Here is a 19,272-nt window from a genome sequence, read left to right on the forward strand (position 1 = left end):
TCGGGGTCGGTCATCGACCGCTGGAGGAGGTCCGCGTCGTCGCGCTCGACGGGACGAAGCGAGACGCGCTCGCCCGAGATAACTGTCGTGTCACTCATAGGTGAGGCGATGCGGCATCGACACAAATAGTCGATGTTCGAGCGGGTGCCGAAAAGCGCGGCTTCCTGACGCGCGCCGCGTCAGTCAGCTATCGACGGAACCACCCCGTCGTTCCATGCCTCGGCCGTGAAGTCGACTGCACTGTTCCACTTCGCGACGACCGTCGTCACCGCGAGGTCGCCGGTGACGTTCACCATCGTCCGAATCCGGTCGAGGATGGGGTCGACGCCCGCGACGAGGCCGACGATTTCGAGGGGGAAGCCGAGTTGCGTGAGGACCAACGTGAGCATGATGAGGCCGGACCCCGGAACTCCTGCGGTCCCGATACTCGCGAGGACCGCCACCGCGACGACCGCGAATTGGTCGGCGAGCGAGAGGCTCACGCCCATGATGTTGGCCGCGAAGATGGCCGCGACGCCCTGATACATCGCCGTCCCGTCCATGTTGATGGTCGCACCGAGCGGGAGCGAAAAGCCGTAGATGCGCTCTTCGATGCCGAGGTTCTCGTCGGCGTCGGACATCGTGACCGGGAGCGTACCCGACGACGACCGAATGCTCAGCGCCGTCACCATCGCATCCCGCGACCCCGAGAGGAACGCAAACGGCGAGCGACCGGCGAATCCGACCACGAGACCGCCGAGATAGACGACGCCGATGTGGACGACGGCGGCCACGAGCATCGTTCCGATGAGAAGTGCGAACGGAAGAATCGCGTCGACACCGGCCTTGCCGAAGACGTTCGCCATGAGGGCGAAGACGCCGATGACGCCGAACTCCATGACGCCCCAGACGACCTTGTACATCGCCTCGGCCCCCGCGTCTGCGAGGTCGAAGAACGTCTCGATACCGGAGCGAACCGCTTCGTCGTCTGTCTCCTCCCAGACTAACGAGAGGCCGAGTCCGAACACCACGACGAAGAAAATCGTCGGGAGCACGTTGCCCTCGGCCATCGCACCCAGCGGGTTCGTCGGGACGATGTTGAGGACGACCTCGACCGCGTTCGGTGCCTCGGTACTCCGGGCTTCGGCTTGTGCGAGCAGTTGTTCGAGCCCGCGAGAACCGGGGCTGATGAAGTTACTCACGCCCAGTCCAATCGCTACTGCGAGCGCCGACGTGACCGCGTAGAGGCCAACGGCCTGTAACCCGACCCGCCCGAGTGAGGACGGAGAGAGTTGCCGAACACCCATCAGCAGCGTGAACACCACGATGGGGACGATGAGCATCTTCAGCAACCGAACGAACAAGTCACCGATTGGCTTCAGCGCGGTTGCGGGTTGACCGACGACAAGGCCGAGAATCGACCCCAGAACGAACGCCACCCCGATTCGGTAGACGATACTCACAGACCGGTACTGCTGCCACACCGATTTAGTGTCAGAGTTTGACATGTCGTGTGTTGTCACTAAGTAGACAACATACTGATAAACATATTGGCCATGAGACAACTATCTGCGCGGAGGTCGAATACAGTCCAGACTCGGGCGGTACTGTCCAAGTCAGTCCGAACCTGACGTTCGATGTGGTTCAGTCGTCGAGAATCTCGTCCGGCGTGAGCGCGTTCGGCTCGCTCCCGTGCTCGGCGACGAGGAGTGCAGCATCGACGGGGTCGTCGCCGTCGGGAACGCGAATCGTCCCACCGGCGAGAAGCGGCGCGAGAATCCCCGCAGCGACGGTTCCGGGGTTCGAGAGTGACGCGCGAACCGCCACGGTGTCGTCCTCGCCGAGGTCGTAGTCGGCGATGACACGTTTCGCTGCGGTGAGTAGGTCGCCGTGGGTGTACTCCCGGCCGTGGGCGACGAGTGCGGCGTCGGCAGAATCAACGATTTCGGGGTGGACCGCGGGGTTCTCGCTCCACACTTCTTTCTCCCAGTGCGTCGTTGTCGAGTCGGTCGGCGGGCCACCGAAGACAGCGAGTTTCTGACCCGGGGGCAACTCGTCGAATTCAGATTCGCGTTCGACATCCACGACGGTCGCTCGGGCCTCGAACTGCGGGTCGAACGCCGTGATAGCCCCGAGTTGCGCGGCCCCGAGGAACGTCAGTATCGGCTCGGGGAGCAGGGTGGGTTCGATAGCGACGTGGCCGCCCTTTCGGACGCCGAGATAGCGAAGTACGTTACCGGCCTTGTACGATGTCGTGATGAGGTCGTGGTACGTGTAGGTTCGACCGGGGCCATCGACCCGGAGCGCGAGTCGGTCGCTCCGCCGGTCCCGTGCCATGAGGTCGCCGATAACGTCCATAGGCGGCCGTACGGAGTCGGTGTGAAAAAAGCCGCCGAGGTTCGCGCGCGCCCGGGTGTCGCCTCTCGGCCCCACGGACAAGCCGTTCGCAACTCACGGCGCGCCAGCGATGATGAGCGTACTCTCTTCGTCGCCGTTTCGCAACTGCCGGGTGTCTTCGGGCGAGACGCGGATTGCATCGCCGGGTTCGAGTTCGACCGTCTCGCCCTCGACAACCATCGTTGCGCTCCCCGAGACGAGGAAGTAGACCTCTTCGTGGTCCAATTCGACGTGGTCGTGTTTCTTTCCCTCCCAGTTCGGGTCGCACTCGACCACGGTGAACCCCACTTTGTCGCACTCCAGCGGCCCGCGCATGAAGTGCAGCGCCCCGGCGAGTTCGTCCACGTCGCGGTAGTTTGCCTTCGTGTAGGACATCCCTAGGAACTCGGGGCCGAAGAAACGTGAACGTAGTGGCGAAACCGAGACGTAAAAAACGACGTTCCGGCTCGAAAGTGGAGCTTAGAGCGAGTTCTTCAGTTTCTGGAAGAGGCCTTCTTTGACCTCTTCGCCACCGGCCTCGGCGAACTGCTTGAGCGCCTCGCGCTGCTCGCTGTTGAGGTCTTCGGGCGTCACGACGTGGACCTCGACGTGCAGGTCGCCGCTGCCTCGACCGTCGAGATGCGGCATCCCCGCACCCGAGACGGTGAACGTCGTTCCGCTCTGGGTTCCGGCCGGAATGTCCAGTTCTTCTTCGCCGTCGATAGTCGGCACCTCGACGGTCGCGCCGAAGACGGCCTGCGGGAACGAGACGGGATGGGTGTAGTACAGGTCGTCGCCGTCGCGCTCGAACTCGTCGTGGCCGCGGACGGTGACCTCGACGAAGAGGTCGCCGTTCGGCCCGCCGTTCTCGCCGGGTTCGCCCTCGCCGCGGTACCGAAGCCGCTGGCCGTCGCGGAACCCGGCGGGGATGTTGATGGTCACGTCGCGGGTGCGGCGAACGCGGCCCTTGCCGCGACACTCCGAGCAGTCCTCACTGTAGGTCTTGCCCTCGCCGTCACAGGCGGGACAGGTCTGGGTCTGCTGGACGCGACCGAACGGCGTCTGCTGGACGGTCGTCTGTTGGCCCTGTCCGTTACACTGCGAACAGGTGTTCACGTCGGCGTCGTCGGGATGGCCTGCACCGTCACACTCGGGACACACCTCGCGGCGGCGAATGGTGACGTCCTTTTCGACCCCGTGGTAGGCCTCTTCGAGGTCGATAGAGATGCGCTGGGCGACGTCGCGGCCCTGCCGCGGTCGGTTGCGCTGCTGGCCACGGCCGCCGCCGTTGAACAGATTGTTGAAGATGTCTTCGAAGCCGCCGCCACCCATACCGCCGAAGGGGTTGCCGCCGCCACCGAAGGGATTGCCCTGTCCGCGGCCGCCGCCACCACCAGCCCCGCGTTTCTGGGCCTGCTGGAACTGTTCGTGGCCGAGTTGGTCGTACATCTGACGCTTCTCGTCGTCCGTGAGGACCTCCTTGGCCTTCTGGACCTTCTTGAACTTCTCCTCGGCGTCGTCCTCGTCAGAGACGTCGGGGTGATACTTGGCGGCCTTTCTGCGGTACGCGTTCTTGATCTCGTCTTCGGAGGCGTCCCGCGAGACCCCGAGTACGTCGTAGAAGTCCTCGCTCATCAGTTATCACCTTGTAACCGTCGAAGGTATTTGAAAAATGCGTCTCCGGCGGATGCGAGTGCGAGCGGTCTCACAGTCCCCGGATGTACGAGATTCCGCCTGCCCGCGTCGGGGTCACCCCGAGCGAGCGCGCGTCGGCGGCGTTATTCGTCGTCTTCTTCGTCGAAGTCGGCGTCGGCGTCGACGAAGTCCTCAGGGTCGGCACCGCCGCCCATGCCACCAGCGCCACCAGCGCCGCCAGGACCGCCTGCTTGGGCCTGTGCCTGCTGCTGGTACATGCGCTTGCCGATTTCCTGCAGTTCCTTCGAGAGGTGCTCGGTCACGTCTTCGAGCTCCTCGGTCGAGGCGTCTTCGTCTTCGAGCGTCGCTTCGACGTCCTCGATGGCCGCTTCGATGTCGGCCTGCAGTTCGTCGTCGACGTTCTCTTCGTTCTCTTCGAGGAGCGTTTCGGCGCGCTGAATCGCCCCTTCGGCCTCGTTGCGGGCCTCGACGGCGCGACGGCGCTCCTTGTCCTCTTCGGCGTGCTGTTCGGCCTCTTGCTGCATGCGGTCGATTTCGTCGTCGGAGAGACCAGCGCCGCCTTCGATGGTGATGGACTCGGCGTTGCCGGAGCCTTTGTCCTCGGCAGAGACGTTGACGATACCGTTTTCGTCGATGTTGAAGCCGACCTCAATCTGCGGGGTGCCGGCGGGTGCCGGCGGGATGCCCGAGAGCGTGAACTCGCCGAGGAGTTCGTTGTCCTCGGCCATCTCGCGTTCACCCTGGAAGACGCGGACCTGAACCGTCGTCTGGTTGTCGGCCGCGGTGGTGAAAATCTTCGACTCTTCGGTCGGGATGGTCGTGTTCTTCTCGATGAGACGCTCGAAGAGGCCACCCTTGACCTCGATACCGAGCGACAGCGGCGTCACGTCGAGGAGGACGATGTCGTCGACTTCGCCGCCGAGGACACCGCCCTGAATGGCTGCACCGAGTGCGACCGCTTCGTCGGGGTTGACGGATTTCTTGGGCTCGGAGCCGAGAATTTCGTCGACCTTGTCGATGACCTGCGGCATGCGGGTCGAGCCACCGACGAGAATGACCTCGTCGATGTCGTCTTTCGAGTAGCCAGCGTCTTCGAGAGCCTGCTCGGTCGGTTCGACCGTGCGCTCGATGAGGTCGGACGTGAGCGACTCGAACTTCGCACGCGTGAGGTCGTATTCGAGGTGGACCGGGCCGGAGTCGGTCGCCGTGATGAACGGGAGGTTGATGGTCGTCTCCTTGCGCGAGGAGAGTTCGATTTTGGCCTCTTCGGCCGCGTCCTTCAGGCGCTGGAGGGCCTGTCGGTCCTCGCGGAGGTCGATACCGTGGTCGTTCTGGAACTCTTCGGCGAGCCAGTCGATGATGGCTTCGTCCCAGTCGTCGCCACCGAGGCTGTTGTCACCGTTCGTCGCGACGACTTCGTAGACGCCGCCGCCGAGGTCGAGGATGGAAACGTCGAAGGTACCGCCACCGAGGTCGTAGACGAGAACCGTCTGGTTCGACTCGTCGTCGAGACCGTACGCCATCGACGCGGCGGTCGGCTCGTTGACGATGCGCTCGACGTCGAGACCCGCGATTTCGCCGGCGTCCTTCGTCGCCTGACGCTGCTTGTCGTTGAAGTACGCGGGGACGGTGATGACCGCCTTCTCGACTTCGTCGCCGAGATAGTCTTCGGCGTCGCGCTTGATCTTCTGAAGAATCATCGCCGAAATCTGCTCGGGCGTGTACTCTTCGCCCTCGATTTCGACGGCGTAGTCGTCCTCACCCATGTGGCGCTTGATGGAGCGAATCGTGTGCTCAGGGTTCTGAATGGCCTGATTCTTCGCCGGTTTGCCCACCAATCGCTCACCGTCGTCGGTGAACGCGACGACGGAGGGTGTCGTTCGGTCGCCCTCTGCGTTGACGATGATTTCCGGGTCGCCCCCTTCCATCACCGCGAACGCGCTGTTCGTGGTACCGAGGTCGATACCCAGAATCTTATTGCTCGCCATCTTGCGCACAGATACCGTCCTTTGCCGGTTAAAGGTTACTAGACACTCCGACACACATGCACAAACCACGTCGACGCCGTCTTGCGATTAGACGAACGACACCGAGAACAGGTCGGGGAATTTATGTAGAACCGCCTGACGTATCTCTGTCGAAGGCACCGTCTAGTTAAGGGATGAACAGGTCGAAGAGCTAGTTTCCTATGCTACTCTCAGACCTGCTCAAGGAGAGTTTGGACACAGCTACGCTTGAATGTTGGCAGCGGGAGCNAAGGCACCGTCTAGTTAAGGGATGAACAGGTCGAAGAGCTAGTTTCCTATGCTACTCTCAGACCTGCTCAAGGAGAGTTTGGACACAGCTACGCTTGAATGTTGGCAGCGGGAGCGGACGGCGACGCCCGTGAGGGCGTTCGCCGTCCGGCTCCATGCTGCCGGTCTTTCGCTTAGAGAGACAGAAGCGATTCTTCGGTTACTCGGCGTAGAACGCTCGTTTCAGGCAGTTTTTCAGTGGGTACATCGACTGTCTGACAGCGTTTCAGACCCGCCGAAGGCGACGCCGAGGCGGGTTGCAGTCGACGAGACCGCTGTCAAGATCAATGGCGAATGGTCTTGGTTGTACGCTGCAATAGATCTCGACACAAAAGTGATTCTTGACGTTGCGCTGTTCAAGCGTCATGGAACCGATCCAGCAGCTGCGTTTCTCCACGGAGTCTGTGAGAAACACGACTGTTCAGAGACGGTGTTTCTGGCTGATGCCTTTGGGTATCGGACTGCCTTCTCTCGATTAAGGTTGAACGGTCGGGTCGACTACACAGACCGAAACCTGATTGAAAAGTGGTTTCAGACGTTCAAAATGAGAGTTGACCGTTTCCACAATTCATGGGTGGGCAGTCGGCTGAGCGTCCGCCAGTGGCTTGCAGTGTTCGTTCATTACTATAACTTTCAGCGACCGCATCAATCGCTCGACGGACGACCGCCAGCTCAGGAGGTTAACTAGACAGTGCCNGCAGTGTTCGTTCATTACTATAACTTTCAGCGACCGCATCAATCGCTCGACGGACGACCGCCAGCTCAGGAGGTTAACTAGACAGTGCCCTGTCGAACAATCAGTCAGCAAAACGGGGGTTGCTTATGACCGCCCCGAATCTCAGTCTGCCGACCGTGGCGGCTCCGAGTGCTCACCATCCGCCGCGCCAGGTCGAACTGCCTCGACCCCAGCGTCGAGTACGTCGAGGACCTTCGAAAGCGTCCGTTCACGCGCCTCGCTGGCGAAGAACTCGTGTTCGCCATCGTACGGGACGAGGTTCGACGCTGGCGTTCGTTCCCCGATAGTTCGAACGTCCACGACGCTGTCTGTCGGCGAGTAGAACACGACGTTCCGCGACGTAAACGGCGGCAGTGTCTGTTGTGCCTCCCGAATCGTCCGGAGGAACGCAGGCGAGACACGGTCGGGTGCGTCCGCAACTTCGGCAGCGAGTTTCAACTCGCCCAGTGACTCCCGGGTGATTCCAGACGGGACGAGTCGCCGGGTCGTCGGCAGTCGACGAATCAGTGGGAACAGCATCTTGTCGAAGCCGTCGAGTGCCATCCCCCACCACGGGCTGAGGAAGACCTGTCTGACCGCGAGGTCGAGGTGCGCACCGACGAGGCCGCCAGTGCTGTGGCTGAGTACGAGGTCGATGCCCCGGTCGAGGACGTACGCCCTGACGGGGTCGACGTACTGGCTGTCGAAGTCCCAGCCGTTCGTCGGGAGTTCGACTGCGTGGACGTGGTAGCCGGCGTGCGTGAGACGGTCGACGAGCCACTCGACGCTTCGGTGGTCGGGCTTGTTCCCCCACCCGAGGACGAAAAGCAGGTCGTCGTCGAGGGGGTCGCCGTGTTGCGTGACGCGGACCGTCGGGCGTCGGCGACGGGGACGGAGTCGCATATCACGACTGACGGGCGGTACAAAGAAAAGTCCTCGCTGGCGTCAGACGCGTCGGTGTCGGTTGCGACTCGCCGTGTTCGTTACTCGTCCTTACTGACCGTAATCTGTGCGGCGCGGATGACCTTGTCGGCCATCTCGTAGCCGGGTTGGAACACGTCAGCGATGGTGTCTGCCGGTTGGTCGCTCTCGACGCGCATCATCACTTCGTGGCGGTTCGGGTCGACCTCGGTCCCCGGTTCGGGGTCGATGACCGACACGTTCTCGTCTTCGAGGATGCGGTCGAACTCTTTGAGCGTCGATTCGACGCCGTCGCGGATGTCGGCGTCTTCGTCCTGACTCAGCGCGCGGACGAGGTTGTCGCGAACGGTGACGACGCGCTCGACGAAGTCCTCGGTCGCGCGGTCTTTGATTTGCTGTTGGCGCTTCTTCGCGCGCTTCTTGTAGTTCTGGAAGTCTGCCTGCGTCCGCTTGAGACGACTTTCGAGTTCAGAGGCTCGTTCTGTGGCCTCGTCGCGTTCGGATTCGAGTGCTTCGACACGGGATTCGAGGTCGGCGACCTTGGCGGCGAGGTCGTCGTCGTACTCCGAGACGCGGTCGGCGAGCGTCTCGACTTCGCCTGTCGCTTCCGCGTCGTCAGCGGCCGTCTCGCCGGCGTCCTTCGACCCGGTGGCCCCCTCGTCGGCACCCGAGTTCTCGTCTACGACCTCGTCGTCGAAGTCGAACGCGTCCTCGTCGTTCGACTGCGAGTCCGTGCTCGCGGCCGTCTCGTCGTCGGATTCTGCAGTCGGTTCCGTCACCGACTCGGCAGGGTCGTCGCTCATGGACGGGTGAAGTGTCCGATAGGGCTTAAGAGTGTAGACTGCGAGGCGGCCGAAACATTCTCACCGGGGCGCACCAGATACGGGAGTTCGCCCCCGCGTTCTCGCAAGCGGTGATTACTGATACATCCCGAGCGGCCGTGCCTGTGAACTTTCTTCGTCGGCCTGCTGCATCTGCCGGGCGAACTGCTCTTTGGCCTGCCGTATCTCGGCTGCTCGGTCGATGAGGTCGTCGACCGGGACCTCGATACCCGTCAAGGGCTCGATGCCCTTCTTGATGATGATGCGGGCTGCCTCAGGGTCCGGGAACTGCGGGTCAGACTCGACGATGAGCCCGAGTGCCGGGAGGCCGGATTTGACAGCGTTGCTCAGGAGTGCACCCGTCGGCCCCGAGACGAGACCGGATTCAGTCGGCTTTCCGATGTCAACGTCGTCCAGTCGAGACAGGGCGTCGTGACAGCCGACGCCGTAGAGCGCCGGTGGCGCATCGGATTTCTCACGAGCGATGCCCGAGAGGAACACCGGCATCACGTCGAGGTCGTCGAACCACGGTTCGAGACAGACCGCGAGTTCAGTCGCCGCGTCCGGGCGGATTGGGACGTCGCTCTGCAACACGAGCAAATCGTGTTCCGCGTCGGCGTACAGGCGAACCGGCGGGTGGAGTGTGGGGTCGCCTTCCATGTAGACCGCGACGTCCGGGACGCCATCACAGTACACGTCCGCATAGTGGACCATGTCGAACACGTCTACGATGTGGTCGGCCGCAATCTTCCCGACGAGTCCGACACCCGGTAGCCCCTCGATGAGCGTCGGCGACTCGAGTTGGTCGGTGAGTTCGTCTTCGAGAACGGAAAGTCGTGCCATAGGTGAACATGGACACCCAGTGAAAGTAAAACCGCCGGGGTGGTGGGCCGGTCACACCCAGCCATCCACGTCGCAAGGGTGGCCTGGAAGCGCGGTTCTCGGCGTCACGGAAGCATCCCCGAGGCACGGCTCTCGGCGCTCGCCGCGCACTCCGAAACCGACAAACACGCCCCCATCAAATCGACGTGGTATGAACCCGCTCCAGCGGTACGCGCCCCTCGTAGACGACGAGGAGGCGTTTTTCGAAGCCTGCGAGCGCCCGCTTCCGTCGGTGGTTCGCGTCAACACCATCAAGACCACCGTGGCGCGTGCCCGTGAGGCCCTCGACGACGAGGGCGTCGCGTACGAACCGACCGACTGGCATCCAGGTATTCTGAAACTCGAAGACAGCAGTCCGGGGACGAACTGGCCGTACTTCCACGGCTGGCTCCACGGCCAAGAAGAAGTCTCCGCGCTTCCCGCTATCGCGCTCGACCCGCAACCGGGCGAGAAGGTGTGGGACACCTGCGCGGCACCGGGGTCGAAGACGACCCAGATTGCGGCGATGATGGACGACGAAGGCGTCCTCGTCGGCAACGACAACAATCTCGGCCGCCTCTCGGCGCTCCGCCACAACGCCGAGCGACTGGGCGTGACCAACCTCGCGGTCACGAATCAGGACGCTCGCAACTTCTCGATGAAGCCATTCGGCGAACGCAACCTCGACGAATCCGGCGCGTTCGAGGAGTTTGACCGCGTCCTCGTGGACGCGCCGTGTTCCTGTGAAGGGACCTGCCGGAAGAACCCCGACGTGCTCGACGAGTGGCACATGGGTCACGTCGAGAGCGTCGCAGGCATCCAGAAGGGCATCCTCCGCCGCGCCGTGCAGGTGACGAAACCCGGCGGCACCGTGGTCTACTCCACCTGTACCTTCGCGCCCGAGGAGAACGAAGCGGTCCTCGACTTCGTCCTCGAACGCGAGGACTGCGAACTCGTCGAGTGGGACGTTCCCGACGGCTTCGAAACGTCGTCCGGCGTCACCGAGTGGGAAGACGCCGAATACGACCCCTCGGTCGCCAAGGCGCGCCGCGTCTACCCCCACCAGAACGACACGGGCGGGTTCTTCACCGCGAAACTGGAGGTAGAGGCATGAAAGACGAGACCGCCGAAGACGAAAACTGGGGCCAGCAGTTCGACCGTCTCCCGGCGACGCCCGACGACCGCGTCGTCGAGGGACGACCGTCCCGAGAAGAAGTCATCGACTGGTGGGTCGAGCGATTCGATATCGACCCCGAGTTGTTCGAGGGCTACACCTTCTGGGAGAAAGGAGCGGGGAAGATTTGGGCCTTCCACGGCGAGGTCGTCGACCCGATTCAAATCGAAGGCCTCGGAATGCGCATCCTCCGAACTCGCCAGCGACACTGGAAGCCCTCGACGAACGCAGTGCAGCGCTTCTGCCGCGATGCCACGAAGAACGTCATCGAACTCAGTCCGGGCGAGGCGAAGGCGTTCGTCGCGGGTCACGACCAACAACTCGATTGGTGGGACGGCGACTGGGGCTACCTCGTCGCCGCCCACGAGATTGCGGGCGAGCGCGAACCGCTCGGTGTCGGTCTGTATCTTCACGGCGAACTGCGCTCGACGGTTCCCAAAGGACGACAGGAAGACCTCGTCGAACTCGACTAAGCGACTCTCTCGGACCTTATTTCTCTCTGACTGTCCCGCCGGTCAGTCCCTCCCACTCGACGCGATAGCCGAGGTGCGAGAGAACCGCACTGGCGTCGTCGAGACCCCATTCGTCGAGGACCGACTCAACCTCCGAGAGCGACATCCCCGCCTCGATTTCCTCGCCGAGTTCGTCGAGGACGGGCGGTCGAACCAACGTCCGGCCGACGAGTTCGTGGTCGGGGAAGGAGACGCCGTCAAGAGCATCGACTGCGACCCCGTTCGACTCGGCGACGGCGGCCAGCGAAAGCACGGCTTCGTCGGGCGCGAGGGCGTCAGGAAGCGTCGCGGCCGCGTCGGCGACGAGGTCCGATTCGTACTCTCGCAGAACGTCCACCACGTCTTTTACCCGAACCGACCCGGTGTAGGGGACGACGCGGTGGTCGCGGGCGGTAATCTCTTCGCCCACGCCTAGTGACTCGTCGACGGCGACGACCAGTTCCACGTCCTCTACGTCCGCGAGTTGACCCAGTTTCTTCTCGACGTATTCCGGGGTCCAAAAGCCCATAATCTCGAAGAAGATTCGAGCGTCGGCGTGTCGGTACTCGAAAGCGAAGTCCGGTATCATCACACTCGTCCCAGTCTCCAGCGGTTCCGGCTCCCTGACGAGCGTCCAATCGAGGTCGAGACCGCGGAACCGGGCCGCGAAGTCGGCCTCGACGTCGCTGTCGAATCCGGGTTCGGCCATCGGTTCGACGCCCGGAACGGCCACGTCGTCACTCGTCAGCGTCATCTCGCGCTCGCGGCCCCGGTCGTCGATAGTCGCCGTCAGCGTCCAGTCCCCGGCAGTGGCGACCGTTCGAAGCAGGCGTGCGAAGGCGGTTCCGTACCGCCGAGTTCGCTGAAAAAGCGCGTCCGGCCCGGTGACGACCACTTCCCGGCCGTTCGGAGTCTTCTCGATTTCGTACATCAGCCGAAGCCGTTTGACGGCCGAGACGAGCGCCTTCGGGTCGGAACTCCGTACTCGGACCTCGGTCGCGTCGAACAGGGCCGTCTGCGCCAAGGAGAGATTGTACTGTGCCAGCAACTCGTCGGGCGTCCACCGCGGGTCGAATGCGGCGAGAACCTGTTCGACCTCCCGGTCGGCGACGAGCGAGTCGTCTACGGCTTCTGGGGTCGAACCGAGCGCATCAGCTGCGCTGTCGAGGGCCGCCTGTCGCTCCTCGCGGGTCGTCACACCGCCGACCTCCATCGCCGCCTCGAACGCGGCGCGTCGAGCACGGGCGGGCGGCAGCGGCGCCTGCGTCTCGAAGACGGCGTCGCGGTCGAGAAGTGACGCGAACCCGCGGGCGAGTTTGAAGTCGTCCGCCTCGGATTCGAGGGCAGACAGCGCCTCGTCCAAATCGGCCCGCCGCTCGCCGACGTGTCGCTGAAAGACGCCGAGTGCCTTGGCGGCCAGCGGGCGGTCCTCGCGAGTCGCAAACTGCGGGTGATAGCCGCCGCCCGCCCGCGAGACGCGCAGGAGGTCTTTCGTCAGCACGAGCGACACGAGGCGCGGCGGCGACAAAAGCACCACGGGGCGGCGGTCGCGGACCGGACGGCAAAGTTCATGCCACCGGCGACGGAGGCGAAGATATGGAGCGCCGCCGTCTCCTCGGACTGCTCGCCGTCGGCCTGTCGTCGGGGTGTCTCGGCTCCCTCCCCGACTCGACTGGCCCGCGAACTCCGCCTTCAGCCCCCGCTGGCGAGCAGCGCTACACGCCGGAGACACCCCCCGTCAGAATCGCGACGTTCGACGCCAAAGAGACCGACGACGGCCGTCTCCGCGTGGTCGGCGAAGTCGTCAACGACTCCGAAACAGAACGTGTCGTCACTGTCGAGGCTCGCGTCAAGGCGGGCGAAACGGAATCGACTCGAACCGTCGGCGTAACGGTTCCCTCCGGCGAGACGGTTCCATTCGCGGTCGAGTTCGATATTTCGTTCGACGCGTTCGTCAAGGGCGGCAACTTAGACGTGACGCTCACCTGAAAACGCAGGTTTCCTACCGCCGCCGGTCCGCAACCCGTTCTTCTGCCGTCTCGACGCTCACGAGTTCGTAAAGAATCGCGTTCGAGCGGTCGGTCTTCGGCCGGAGGACGCGACCCAATCGCTGGGTGAACTCGCGTTCCGAACCCGACCCCGAGAGGAGAATCGCCACGTTCGCGTCTGGAACGTCCACGCCCTCGTCGAGGACGTTCGCCGCGACCACGGTGTCGTAGGTCCCATCGCGGAATCGCGACAGAATCTCGCGGCGCTCTTTGGTCCCCGTCTCGCTCGTGATTGGCGGCACGAGGAACCGCTGGGCGATGGTGTAGACGAGGTCGGTCGACGCGGTGAAGATGATGACGCGGTCGTCGCGGTGGCGGTCGAGGAGGCGACCGAGTTTGTCCACCTTCGCGTCGGAGTTCATCATCACGTCGCGGGCGCGCTGCTTGGCCAGTAGGGCCTCCCGCGCTCTCGGGTCGTTCCCGGAGCGCATGACGAGCTTTTGGTAGTCGCTGCCCGAGTTCATCGACAGCCCCGAGGTTCGAAGGTAGTTCACGAACGTCTCCTGTGCCTCCTCGTAGGCGTCGCGCTCGTCGGCCGTGAGTTCGACTTCGACCCGCCGAATCTCGTAGTCGGCGAGGTGCTCGCCCGCCAAGTCGTCTACGTCGAGGTGGTACACGCGCGGCCCGACGAGCGATTCGACGTGTTCGTGTGCGCCGTCTGGTCTTTCGAACGTCGCCGTCAAGCCGAGGCGAGCGGGGGCGGTGAGAAACCGCGGGATGTCGCGGTATCCTTCGCCACCGAGGTGGTGCACTTCGTCGAAGACGACGAGGCCGAAGTCGCCGCCAACGTCGTCGGCGCGGAGAAACGCCGAGTCGTACGTCGAGACCGTAATCGCCTCCTGTCGTTGCTCGCCACCGCCGAAGCGGCCGACTGGCACGTCGAATTCGGTCTCTAACTCGCGTATCCACTGGTCCTGCAGGTCGATGGTCGGAACGACCACGAGCGTCGGAACCGAGTGGTGGGCTATCGCGGCGACCGCGAGGACCGTCTTCCCCGCGCCGGTGGGGAGTTCAACAACACCGCGGCTGTCGGTGTCGACCCATGCATCCAACGCGGCCTGCTGGTACTCGCGGAGGTCGTAGGTAGTCGAGAGGGAGAGCGAGGAGGAACCGGTCGCAATATGGTCGTCGTATGCGACACCAGCCTCGTCGAGTGCGTCTCGAATCTCAGCGTATCGCATCGCAGGCGCTCGAAAGCCGCCGCTTCGGGGGTCGGATTCCACGCCCGGGAGGTCGATACCGACGGGAAGGGACTCGTCGGCGGCGACGTGGACGGTCCCGTCTTCGAAACGCAGTGTCGTCACTACCGGCGGGTTGGCGAGGCGTGGTGATAAATCGACGGTCCGATTGGGGCCTCGGTGACGTGCTTGGGACCGGCCGACCGCCAGCCGTCCGAAGGTTCAAATCACATGGCCGAACAACGACTCGGTATGAGCGACGACCTCGAAGACGCCGTAGCGAAGTTCCTCAGCGACTACAACAGCGCGATGAGCGAGTACGACAAAGGCTACGTCGACGCCGACGCGACGCTGTCGGTCATCGACTCGCACGTCGAAGAGTTGCGTGAAGCGCGCGAATAGCCAGCGTTACAGTTTCAGATAGCGTCTGCGTTGCACGCGACGCCAACGACACGCGAACAACGATGAGTGCGAGCTGAGAACACACGACAGAGTCGGGCAGTGTTGTCCGGGCATGCGTGGGAAGAACTATCCCGGATGCCAACGCCGGGTAGACTATGACGCACTTCTCCGACCGAGTCGAGCGCATCTCCATCAGCGGGATTCGCAAGGTGTTCGAAGCAGCGAGTGAAGACGCTATCAACCTCGGTCTCGGCCAGCCAGACTTTCCCGCGCCAGCCCACGCGCGGCAGGCGGCAATCGAGGCAATCGAATCCGGCGAAGCCGATGGCTACACCGAGAACAAGGGGCTTCTGAGCCTCCGAGAGGCGATTGCGGAGAAGCACCACCGCGACCAAGGCGTCGACCTCGACCCAGACAACGTCATCGCCACCGCGGGCGGGAGCGAAGCGCTCCACCTCGCCATCGAAGCCCACGTGAACGAAGGCGACGAGGTCATCATCCCCGACCCGGGATTCGTCTCCTACGACGCGCTGACGAAGCTCGCAGGCGGTGAGCCGGTTCCAGTCCCACTCCGCGACGACTTGACGCTGGACCCCGCCGCAGTCGAGGAGGCCATCACCGAGGACACGGCGGCGTTCATCGTGAACAGCCCCGGCAACCCGACGGGCGCAGTCTCGCCGCCGGAGGACATGGAAGAATTCGCCCGCATCGCCGACAAACACGACGTGCTCTGTATCTCCGACGAAGTGTACGAATACACCGTCTTCGAGGGCGAACACCGGTCGCCCATCGAGTTCGCGGAGACCGACAACGTCGTCGTCGTCAACTCCGCGTCGAAGCTCTTCTCGATGACCGGCTGGCGACTCGGCTGGGTCTACGGCTCGTCGCGTCGCGTCGAGCGCATGGTTCGGGTCCACCAGTACGTGCAAGCGTGCGCCTCGGCTCCCGCGCAGTTCGCCGCCGAAGCAGCGCTCACTGGACCACAGGACCGCATCGACGAGATGACCGAAACGTTCCGCGAGCGCCGCGATATCGTCGTCGATGGCCTCGAAGACATCGGCCTTCGTGTTCCCTCGCCGAAAGGCGCGTTCTACGCCATGCCTGAGGTCCCCGAAGGCTTCGTCGACGAGTGTCTCGACCGCGGCGTCATCATCGTCCCGGGCGAAGCGTTCGGTGAGCACGGTGAGGGCTACGCCCGCCTCTCGTACGCGACTGACACCGAATCGCTGAAAGAGGCAATTGCTATCATGCACCAAGCGTACGATGCAGTGATATAATCGGCTAATCCCGACGCCATCTTTCGATTACATCACTGTTTTTAGGCATACCTCATTATTTAATTTGTATTATTATTTTAGTCTAAATTGGAAACTTTTAACATGGGAAGATGATAGATAACTCTTGTCATGCCAGCAGAATCGTACGGGATTATCAGTCTGTTTCCAGCGCTCTTCGCAATCCTTCTGACGCTGGTCACCAGACAGGTACTCTTGTCACTGTTTACCGGCATCTGGATCGGTGCGACCATCCTGGTGGGATGGAACCCAATCGCAGGGGGGGCGCACTCGCTCCAACTGGTAATCAACAGCGTAACGTCACCGTTTAACAGCAAACTGCTCCTGTTTACGTTCCTCTCGGGTGCGATGCTCGGGATGATTTTCCTCTCGGGTGGGATGAACGCGCTGGCACAGCGCATCATCGCTCGCATCAAGACCCGGAAACAGGCCGAAATCGGAACGGGCATCCTCGGGATGCTCATCTTCGTCGACTCCTACGCGAGTACGATGATTACGGGGTCGGTCATGCGCCCCATCACGGACAAGTTCGACATCAGCCGTGAGAAACTCTCGTACCTGCTCGACTCGACGACTTCGCCGGTCGTGAGTGTCGCAGTCGTCTCCACGTGGGTCGGCTTCGAAGTCGGCCTGATTCGAGACCAGCTCAACCAAATCGCCAGTGTGGACAAGAGCGCGTTCGTGGTGTTCCTCGAGAGCATCCCGTTCCGCTTCTACAGCCTGCTGGCGATTGCGCTCGTCTTCATCCTCATCGTGATGGAATGGGACTTCGGTCCGATGAAGGAAGCAGAAGAACGCGCGAGGACGGAAGGGAAGGTCCTGAAGGACGACGCGGACCCCCTCATCGAGACGCGCGAAGAAGACATCATCACGCCCGACCACGTCGACGCCCGCTGGTGGTACTTCGCGGCCCCCATCGTCGCACTCGTCGCCATCACCGGATTCGGTCTCCTGTACTCCGGCGGCTGGCCATCGAAGGCCCCCGTCGAGGCACTGAAGGGAGCCGCCACCGCAGACGCGATTCTCTGGGGTGTGTTCTCGGCGTGTGCACTGCTTCTCGCAATCCTCGTGGGTCACGCCCGCGTCAAGCTCGACGCCATCAGTGACTCCATCTTCGAGGGATTCAAGATGGTCATGTTCCCGGTCGCCGTCCTCTCGCTGGCGTGGACCATCGGCTCTGTCAGCCAATCACTCAAGGTTGGAGAATTCGTCGTCGGTGTTTCGCAGGGCATCATCACCGCACCGATACTGCCAGCAGTCGTGTTCGTCACGGCGGCGATTATCTCGTTCGCTATCGGGACGTCGTGGGGGACGATGAGTATCATGTTCCCCGTCGCAGTGCCGCTTGCGGTCCAACTCGGCGCACCGCTTGCGGGCGCAACCGGCGCAATCCTCACCGGGTCGCTCTTCGGTGACCACTGTTCGCCCATCAGCGACACGACCGTTATGTCGTCGATGTTCGCCGGTGCAGACCACGTCGACCACGTGAACACGCAGATTCCGTACGCGCTTCTCTGCGGTGTGGTCGCAACTGGCCTGTTCCTCGCGAGTGGATACGGCCTGAGCCCGCTCCTGCTCCTGCCGGTTGGCGTCGTCGCGCTCTTCGGTGTCGCGTACTACCTCTCCGAGCACGCAGACGTGAGCGTCCCAACTACGTTCGGCTCGTCGTCGGACTAACGCGGCGAAGACGAACACCCCTTCTTTCGAAGCCTGACTCCCCAAGACAGGCATGGCTGTGCGCAAACATCGGCCGCGAGAGCCCCTGCCTCACTCCTCGTCGTTCTCGTCGGACGCCACAGTTACGTCGGCGTCGTCAGTCTCGGGCGACGCGAAGAGCCGAATCGTCTCCTCGCTGACGCCGCCACGCGAGAGCAACGTGACCACGTCGTCGGGTTCGATGGTCGTCTCCCCGCGCGGCGTGTGAATGTCGTCGTCGCGTTCGATAGAGACCACGAGAACGTCGTCGTCGAGCAGGTCGTCGTCACCGATTTCGCCGAGCGTCTTCCCGACGATTGGCGTGTCGGTCGAGACGACGAGTTCGACCATCTCCGAGCCACTGGCGAGACTCACCGCGTCGGCGAGCGCACCGAATCCGGGCCGGTCGTTCGGGTTGAACGGACTGTACGGTTCGAACGACTCCCGACGGACGAGATTTTCGTCTTCGATGTCGAGTCCGAGGTTCGACAGTTCGCGCCCGATGCGAGTCACGTCGTTCATGTCTTCGCCGACGGTGAGGACGTGGAGGTTGCCGCGCCCCGAGAGAAGTTCACGGACGTTGACGACACCCGGAATCTCCCGGACGAGTTTCGAGAGGCGCTCGCGTTCGGGGACCGGCGCAGTGCAGATAAAGAGGTTCGTAAATCGGTGGCCCGTCTGTTCGAAATCGACGTTAGCGTGGTAGCCGGTGATGATGCCGTGATCTTCGAGTTGGTGGATGCGGTTCCGAATCGTTCCCGGCGAGACGCTCACCTCGTCTGCAATCATCGGCGCGGACGTTCCGCGCGCGTCGCTCATCAACGCGTGCAAGATTAGGCGGTCAATCTCGTCGAGACGGTAGTCCATACGTTCTCCTGTGAGTGGAAGTACAAAACCGATATGTCACGGCTCGGCCGCCGCCCCAGTCTTCCGATTCCCGAGCGGGAGTTCGACGAACCCCGCGACGAGAATTGTCGCGTACGCCAGCAACAGGAGACCACCGAAGAGCCCGGCCGCACTCACCACCATGTTCGGGTAGACGACCTGAAACAGTGCCGTCGAGGCGGCGTCGACGAGCATTCCGGGCACGACGAGCACCGCTGCCGCCTCCCGCCGAGCGCCATCAGTATGACCGCGCCAGCGGAAGATGCCGGCCGCGAGCACCCACATGGTCGGCACTGTCACGACGAAGACGGCGGCGACGACAGCCGGGTTCGACGGGTCTAACACGAGATGCCCGACGACACGGAACACTACCCCGGCGACGAGGGCAATCGACAGCCCCAACCCCAACAGCAGGCGTGACTCGTCGAACGTCAGTCCCCGTGCCGGAACAGTCCGCGATTCGGTGGCCATACGAGCCATA

19 protein-coding genes are annotated in these 19,272 nt (G+C 63.0%); 7 read left to right on the forward strand and 12 right to left on the reverse strand.

Features of this window, described 5'->3' with window-relative positions; all coding sequences use genetic code 11:
* Positions 1–179: 179 nt before the first annotated feature.
* The 5 genes from C453_RS10175 to dnaK form a co-directional block, all read right to left on the reverse strand.
* Positions 180–1,487, reverse strand: a complete 1,308-nt coding sequence (locus C453_RS10175; RefSeq protein ID WP_008324351.1) for a dicarboxylate/amino acid:cation symporter — start codon at positions 1,485–1,487, stop codon at positions 180–182.
* A 136-nt stretch (positions 1,488–1,623) separates the two neighbouring features.
* Entirely contained in the window at positions 1,624–2,337 is a 714-nt protein-coding gene (locus tag C453_RS10180; protein WP_008324355.1) for an AMP-binding protein, read from the reverse strand.
* A 93-nt stretch (positions 2,338–2,430) separates the two neighbouring features.
* A complete protein-coding gene (locus C453_RS10185) occupies positions 2,431–2,751 on the reverse strand; it encodes a cupin domain-containing protein (RefSeq protein WP_008324356.1) in 321 nt (106 codons plus the stop codon).
* 84 nt (positions 2,752–2,835) lie between these two features.
* Positions 2,836–3,990, reverse strand: coding sequence for a molecular chaperone DnaJ (gene dnaJ / locus C453_RS10190; RefSeq protein ID WP_008324358.1), 1,155 nt, complete (start codon positions 3,988–3,990; stop codon positions 2,836–2,838).
* A gap of 143 nt (positions 3,991–4,133) precedes the next feature.
* Positions 4,134–5,999, reverse strand: a complete 1,866-nt coding sequence (gene dnaK / locus C453_RS10195; protein WP_008324360.1) for a molecular chaperone DnaK — start codon at positions 5,997–5,999, stop codon at positions 4,134–4,136.
* A gap of 316 nt (positions 6,000–6,315) precedes the next feature.
* Between dnaK and C453_RS10200 the strand changes: the two genes are divergently transcribed.
* Positions 6,316–6,993: an IS6 family transposase gene (locus C453_RS10200; RefSeq protein ID WP_008324362.1), complete on the forward strand. Its 678-nt coding sequence runs from the start codon at positions 6,316–6,318 to the stop codon at positions 6,991–6,993.
* Between the two features lie 150 nt (positions 6,994–7,143).
* Here C453_RS10200 and C453_RS10205 read toward each other — a convergent pair whose 3' ends face one another.
* The 3 genes from C453_RS10205 to C453_RS10215 form a co-directional block, all read right to left on the reverse strand.
* On the reverse strand, positions 7,144–7,923 hold the full coding sequence (locus C453_RS10205) for an alpha/beta hydrolase (protein ID WP_008324363.1): 780 nt from the start codon (positions 7,921–7,923) through the stop codon (positions 7,144–7,146).
* Positions 7,924–8,003: 80 nt separating this feature from the next.
* Positions 8,004–8,744, reverse strand: a complete 741-nt coding sequence (locus C453_RS10210; RefSeq protein WP_008324365.1) for a nucleotide exchange factor GrpE — start codon at positions 8,742–8,744, stop codon at positions 8,004–8,006.
* A gap of 114 nt (positions 8,745–8,858) precedes the next feature.
* Positions 8,859–9,605: a proteasome assembly chaperone family protein gene (locus C453_RS10215; RefSeq protein ID WP_008324366.1), complete on the reverse strand. Its 747-nt coding sequence runs from the start codon at positions 9,603–9,605 to the stop codon at positions 8,859–8,861.
* Positions 9,606–9,795: 190 nt separating this feature from the next.
* On the opposite strand from C453_RS10215, the gene C453_RS10220 reads away from it, so the two are divergent.
* Together C453_RS10220 and C453_RS10225 are read left to right on the forward strand one after the other, a co-directional pair.
* On the forward strand, positions 9,796–10,737 hold the full coding sequence (locus C453_RS10220) for an RsmB/NOP family class I SAM-dependent RNA methyltransferase (protein WP_008324367.1): 942 nt from the start codon (positions 9,796–9,798) through the stop codon (positions 10,735–10,737).
* Complete coding sequence (locus tag C453_RS10225; RefSeq protein ID WP_008324369.1) at positions 10,734–11,270, forward strand: DUF7122 family protein; 537 nt, start codon at positions 10,734–10,736, stop codon at positions 11,268–11,270. Before C453_RS10220 ends, C453_RS10225 begins: the two co-directional genes overlap by 4 nt.
* A gap of 16 nt (positions 11,271–11,286) precedes the next feature.
* Here the strand turns inward: C453_RS10225 and C453_RS10230 are convergent, their stop codons facing one another.
* A complete protein-coding gene (locus C453_RS10230) occupies positions 11,287–12,789 on the reverse strand; it encodes a DUF790 family protein (RefSeq protein WP_008324371.1) in 1,503 nt (500 codons plus the stop codon).
* A 95-nt stretch (positions 12,790–12,884) separates the two neighbouring features.
* Between C453_RS10230 and C453_RS10235 the strand changes: the two genes are divergently transcribed.
* Positions 12,885–13,277, forward strand: coding sequence for a hypothetical protein (locus C453_RS10235; protein ID WP_008324373.1), 393 nt, complete (start codon positions 12,885–12,887; stop codon positions 13,275–13,277).
* A 13-nt stretch (positions 13,278–13,290) separates the two neighbouring features.
* Here C453_RS10235 and C453_RS10240 read toward each other — a convergent pair whose 3' ends face one another.
* Entirely contained in the window at positions 13,291–14,640 is a 1,350-nt protein-coding gene (locus tag C453_RS10240; RefSeq protein ID WP_008324374.1) for a DEAD/DEAH box helicase family protein, read from the reverse strand.
* Between the two features lie 126 nt (positions 14,641–14,766).
* Here C453_RS10240 and C453_RS20430 point away from each other — a divergent pair, with 126 nt between their 5' ends.
* From C453_RS20430 to C453_RS10250, 3 genes are all read left to right on the forward strand, one after another.
* Complete coding sequence (locus C453_RS20430) at positions 14,767–14,916, forward strand: hypothetical protein (protein WP_169316548.1); 150 nt, start codon at positions 14,767–14,769, stop codon at positions 14,914–14,916.
* A gap of 155 nt (positions 14,917–15,071) precedes the next feature.
* The gene (locus tag C453_RS10245) at positions 15,072–16,193 is read left to right on the forward strand and encodes a pyridoxal phosphate-dependent aminotransferase (protein ID WP_008324377.1); all 1,122 of its coding nucleotides are present in this window, start codon (positions 15,072–15,074) and stop codon (positions 16,191–16,193) included.
* Between the two features lie 129 nt (positions 16,194–16,322).
* The gene (locus C453_RS10250; protein WP_008324383.1) at positions 16,323–17,888 is read left to right on the forward strand and encodes a Na+/H+ antiporter NhaC family protein; all 1,566 of its coding nucleotides are present in this window, start codon (positions 16,323–16,325) and stop codon (positions 17,886–17,888) included.
* Positions 17,889–17,978: 90 nt separating this feature from the next.
* Here the strand turns inward: C453_RS10250 and C453_RS10255 are convergent, their stop codons facing one another.
* Positions 17,979–18,773, reverse strand: a complete 795-nt coding sequence (locus C453_RS10255) for an Lrp/AsnC family transcriptional regulator (protein WP_008324385.1) — start codon at positions 18,771–18,773, stop codon at positions 17,979–17,981.
* 36 nt (positions 18,774–18,809) lie between these two features.
* Entirely contained in the window at positions 18,810–19,262 is a 453-nt protein-coding gene (locus C453_RS10260) for a DUF5367 family protein (RefSeq protein WP_049907627.1), read from the reverse strand.
* Between the last annotated feature and the right edge of the window lie 10 nt (positions 19,263–19,272).

The organism is Haloferax elongans ATCC BAA-1513 (assembly GCF_000336755.1).
Lineage (GTDB): Archaea > Halobacteriota > Halobacteria > Halobacteriales > Haloferacaceae > Haloferax > Haloferax elongans.

What these genes read in the sequence shown, in the direction of transcription:
- C453_RS10175 (WP_008324351.1), bottom strand. Translation starts at nt 1,487, where the DNA reads ATGTCAAACTCTGACACTAAATCGGTGTGGCAGCAGTACCGGTCTGTG.
- C453_RS10180 (WP_008324355.1), bottom strand. Translation starts at nt 2,337, where the DNA reads ATGGACGTTATCGGCGACCTCATGGCACGGGACCGGCGGAGCGACCGA.
- C453_RS10185 (WP_008324356.1), bottom strand. Translation starts at nt 2,751, where the DNA reads ATGTCCTACACGAAGGCAAACTACCGCGACGTGGACGAACTCGCCGGG.
- dnaJ (WP_008324358.1), bottom strand. Translation starts at nt 3,990, where the DNA reads ATGAGCGAGGACTTCTACGACGTACTCGGGGTCTCGCGGGACGCCTCC.
- dnaK (WP_008324360.1), bottom strand. Translation starts at nt 5,999, where the DNA reads ATGGCGAGCAATAAGATTCTGGGTATCGACCTCGGTACCACGAACAGC.
- C453_RS10200 (WP_008324362.1), top strand. Translation starts at nt 6,316, where the DNA reads ATGCTACTCTCAGACCTGCTCAAGGAGAGTTTGGACACAGCTACGCTT.
- C453_RS10205 (WP_008324363.1), bottom strand. Translation starts at nt 7,923, where the DNA reads ATGCGACTCCGTCCCCGTCGCCGACGCCCGACGGTCCGCGTCACGCAA.
- C453_RS10210 (WP_008324365.1), bottom strand. Translation starts at nt 8,744, where the DNA reads ATGAGCGACGACCCTGCCGAGTCGGTGACGGAACCGACTGCAGAATCC.
- C453_RS10215 (WP_008324366.1), bottom strand. Translation starts at nt 9,605, where the DNA reads ATGGCACGACTTTCCGTTCTCGAAGACGAACTCACCGACCAACTCGAG.
- C453_RS10220 (WP_008324367.1), top strand. Translation starts at nt 9,796, where the DNA reads ATGAACCCGCTCCAGCGGTACGCGCCCCTCGTAGACGACGAGGAGGCG.
- C453_RS10225 (WP_008324369.1), top strand. Translation starts at nt 10,734, where the DNA reads ATGAAAGACGAGACCGCCGAAGACGAAAACTGGGGCCAGCAGTTCGAC.
- C453_RS10235 (WP_008324373.1), top strand. Translation starts at nt 12,885, where the DNA reads ATGGAGCGCCGCCGTCTCCTCGGACTGCTCGCCGTCGGCCTGTCGTCG.
- C453_RS20430 (WP_169316548.1), top strand. Translation starts at nt 14,767, where the DNA reads ATGAGCGACGACCTCGAAGACGCCGTAGCGAAGTTCCTCAGCGACTAC.
- C453_RS10245 (WP_008324377.1), top strand. Translation starts at nt 15,072, where the DNA reads ATGACGCACTTCTCCGACCGAGTCGAGCGCATCTCCATCAGCGGGATT.
- C453_RS10250 (WP_008324383.1), top strand. Translation starts at nt 16,323, where the DNA reads ATGCCAGCAGAATCGTACGGGATTATCAGTCTGTTTCCAGCGCTCTTC.
- C453_RS10255 (WP_008324385.1), bottom strand. Translation starts at nt 18,773, where the DNA reads ATGGACTACCGTCTCGACGAGATTGACCGCCTAATCTTGCACGCGTTG.
- C453_RS10260 (WP_049907627.1), bottom strand. Translation starts at nt 19,262, where the DNA reads ATGGCCACCGAATCGCGGACTGTTCCGGCACGGGGACTGACGTTCGAC.